Annotated in this window: 2 protein-coding genes and 1 pseudogene; all 3 read right to left on the bottom strand. The window is 66.9% G+C overall.

Annotated elements, in window-relative coordinates; translation table 11 throughout:
- On the bottom strand, nt 1–1,824 hold a 1,824-nt coding region (traN, locus tag CCR95_RS18495), incomplete at its 3' end, for a conjugal transfer protein TraN (protein ID WP_201097221.1).
- Complete coding sequence (locus CCR95_RS18490; protein WP_201097219.1) at nt 1,799–2,812, bottom strand: TraU family protein; 1,014 nt, start codon at nt 2,810–2,812, stop codon at nt 1,799–1,801. The genes CCR95_RS18490 and traN, both read right to left, overlap by 26 nt.
- A gap of 4 nt (nt 2,813–2,816) precedes the next feature.
- A pseudogene (locus tag CCR95_RS18485) lies at nt 2,817–3,436 on the bottom strand (TrbC family F-type conjugative pilus assembly protein); the annotation flags it as partial.

Genomic DNA, 3,436 nt, shown 5'->3' with positions numbered 1-3,436 from the left:
GACGTATAGCAGCACCGTGCCCACGACGCCGCCGAGTCCGATATTCGTGGTGAGTGCCGTGCCATCGGCGGCAAAAGCCGCGCCGCCGGTCGCGGCATCGGCAAACAGGAGATTGGCCGCCTGGGGAACGAACAGATTGGCCGTCCATTGCGCGGTCTGCTGCATGAGCTGCTGTTTGAAGGTGCTGATGACGCCTTCTTTGGCCGCTTCCGTGGTCGCCGCCGCCGTGTTGCCCGTGACGTTATTGACCGCCGAGGTAAATCCCTCTTTCACGGCTGACCAGGTATCGACCAGCGGCGAGCGCAGCGTTTCCCAGGCGCCGAAGCCGGGAGTGGCCGTGCCGGCGGCGTTCAGCGTCATGGTGACGCTATCGAGCTTGGCAATTTTGAAGATCAGTTGCAGATAGTTGCCAAGGGAAATCCCGTCTGGCGTTGTGCAGCAGTTGACGATGCCGCCCACTGCCCGCTTGCAGTCGCTGGCGGTGCCCTTGAAGACTTGGCAGGTGCCGCTGGAACAGTCGCTGTCGAGCGTCACGAACTCGGCGGCCTGAAGGGCCGCGACCGCCGCGCCGAAATCGCTCGATTGCTCCGGGGTAAACGACGCGCAGTCGTCGCCCAGGCAGCGGATCTCGCCGCCGCAGTTCAGGTCCGAGATGCGCGTCGTGTTAGCGATGTCCTCTTCGGTGCCGCAGTCATAGACGCGCTGGTGGACATAACAGACGCCGGTCTTGCCAAGACCGTCCTCGGCGCACTGGTCGCTAATGGCCTGGCAATGCGCGTTGGCCTCCAGCGTCGCGCAGTTATCCTGATCGCCGGGATTCTCCGGGCACTGTTCTGCTCCCGTGGGATCGGTCCAGCAGTCCATCGGACCCTCGTTGAAACTGGTGCAGTCCAGGCTGACGCTCACCGCCATGCAGGCTGCGCCGATCCCGGAGAAGGTTTCCCAGGGTTCGTCGCCGCTGACGCCGTGATAGGGCGGGGAGGCGAGTTCGCCGCCGCACAGCTCCCCGCCCGTCACGCCGATGCAGTTCGCATTCGCGTTGCTGGTACAGGTCATCGTGCTGCGACAGAAGCCGTCCTTCACCCGGTCGATGCCAGCTTGGCAGGCCGGCGACCAAGACCAGGAATCCTGATCAATGACCGGGCGACGCGTGTAGCCGATGATTTCGATGGTGGTGTTGCCGTCCTCGTCGGTGACTTCGCCCCAAATCGGATCCCAGAAAATTTGGGCCGACAGGGTGCGACTGGCGGCGCAGGTGAACGCTGGCTGCACTTTATCGGCGATCAAACAGGCTTCGTAAGCGGGCACATGCACCGTGGTGGGTTGATCGAGAAAGGTCGATTCCCAGGTGCAGTCGCCATAGGTGGTGGCGAAGCGGTCGAGCGACAGCGTGGTGGTGTCGCTCAGGGTCCACAGCGGATCGTCTTCGAGCGTCGGGCGCGCCCGCCCGACCGGCGCGATCAGGGTCTGATACGCCTGCGCGCTGGGGGTTGCCTCAACGAACGGCGTGGCCACCAGGTCCGATTGCGCCTGGAGGCCCGCCGCCTGCGCGCCCGCCGGGTCGTCGGAGAACGCCGTCCAGTCGGCGACCGCGCCCGCGTCGGCGCCCGGAAAGTAGACCCGAAAATCGTCGGGATGCGCGAAGGGCGTCAGGCGGACGGGATCGGCGCCAAGCGTCGTGCCGAACGCCTGCCCGTCGCGGGCGGCCTGACCGAACAGGTCTTGGCCCCAGGTCAGCGCCCATGGCGTCCAGGCGACGGCGACCGCGAGCAGGACGCACAGCGCGCGCCGCGCGCCGTTAATCGAAGGTGGCGCAGCAGTCATGCCAGCGCCACAGGAGGTAGAGGTGATCGTCGCCCACGCCAGGCACATTGCGCCAGGCGCCCCAGCGCAACTCGCTTTCGCCGATGACATGATTGGAATGGGCCTCCGGGAGGGGATAGAACTGCGACAGGCGGTATTGCGTCTTGGGCAAGGTCAGCGCCAGGGGCGCGGTGCAGAGGGCATCGTTGCCCATCGTGCGGCGTGCCAGGCCGCGCCGATGCAGGGCGGCCAGCACCCGCGCGCTGGCCAGACTCATCTCGGAGGGGCGGCCGTTGAGCGTCGGCACGCGTCCGGTGAAGGGATAGAGGCTGCCCCAGGCGCCGGCGCACCAAAACAGGGAATCGAGCGGCAATTGCGCCGTGGTCGCCGAGGCCGCATCGACCAGACAGGCCGCCTGCGCGACCGGATTGGCGACGAAGGCCGCTTCGGGGTTGGTGAAGAACGCCAGTTCGTCGTTGTTCCAGGTCGGATCGAGTTCCGACAGATAAAGCAGGTCGAAGTCGGTGAAGTGATCGACGTTGCAGGTGTCCGGGAAGAACAGATCGAGCATGACGAGCAGCGGAAAGGCGTAATAGTGATAGTTGTAAAACGCCTTGTCCGAGCCGTCGTAAGCCGCCTGGCCGGGCGTGCCCAGGGTCCGCATGGCTCCCAGATCCAGGCGGCCCCCTCCCAGGGACGGCATGCAGCCGGGTACCCGGATCAATTCCACGATGCGCGCCGGCTCCCACAGGCTGATGGTCAGGCCCGGTTTGGGCAGGCCGAGCGGATCGGGGCAACTGCACAGGGCTTGGGTCGCCGCGCCGGCGGGAACCGGGCCGCTGCCGATCGGGACGCCCGCGAGGCGCACCGGAAACAGGCAGGCCCAGCACACGTCGGTGATGAGCTTGGCCCCCAAGAGTTCGGCGTCAGGACAGACGGCATTGTCGGCCTGGACCGGACCGCCGATCCCGACCAGGAACAGGAGCGTAACGAGCGTGCGGTTGAGCATCGCGTCAACCCTCCGGGGGCCATTCGCGCACGACGAGCGTGCCCTCCCCCGCCTCGACGACGGCGGGCACCCGCTCAATCCGAAAGCGCGACTGCACCTCGGGCGTGAGCCGATACAGCGGTTCGCCGAGCGTCTCCTGGACGGCGCGAAAGCCCGCCCATCCGGCGTCCCGGTCCAACTGACTGGCCAGATACAACGGTAACTGGCCCTCGGCGCGACTGGCCTGTCCGCGCCGCGCGACCGAGGCCACTTGCCGGGAGTCGCTGGCATCGAAGACGAACAGGCGCTGACGAAACGGCATCACGTCCAGCGGATTGACTTGCGCGCCGGCCTCGACCAGGCGCGTGCCGTCGGGCAGCTCGACGGGGGCAGTGGCCGTGACCGTTAAATCCAACCGCCGCTCGCGGGGCACGGTCACGGTGGGCAGCGCGATCAAGGCGGTGCGTTCCCAGTAGCGCGCCAGGGCCGCGTCGCGCTTGGCCTGCCAATCGACGTTAGCGACGCGCCGTTGCAATTCCTCGATCAAATCGGGTTCGTCGATCGCCACGGCGGGACCGCGCACCCCCAGATCGCCGCGTGCGCCCTGGCGCACGCGCTCCAAGAGCCAATCCGGGCGATCCAGGC

It is taken from the genome of Thiocystis minor, from assembly GCF_016653465.1.
In the GTDB taxonomy this organism is placed as follows: domain Bacteria; phylum Pseudomonadota; class Gammaproteobacteria; order Chromatiales; family Chromatiaceae; genus Chromatium; species Chromatium minus.
The sequence above is the reverse complement of the archived record's forward strand: the minus strand, read 5'-3'. Positions and strand labels throughout refer to the sequence as shown.

Coding starts and splice junctions, on each gene's coding strand:
- CCR95_RS18490 (WP_201097219.1), bottom strand. CDS start 2,812: ATGCTCAACCGCACGCTCGTTACGCTCCTGTTCCTGGTCGGGATCGGC.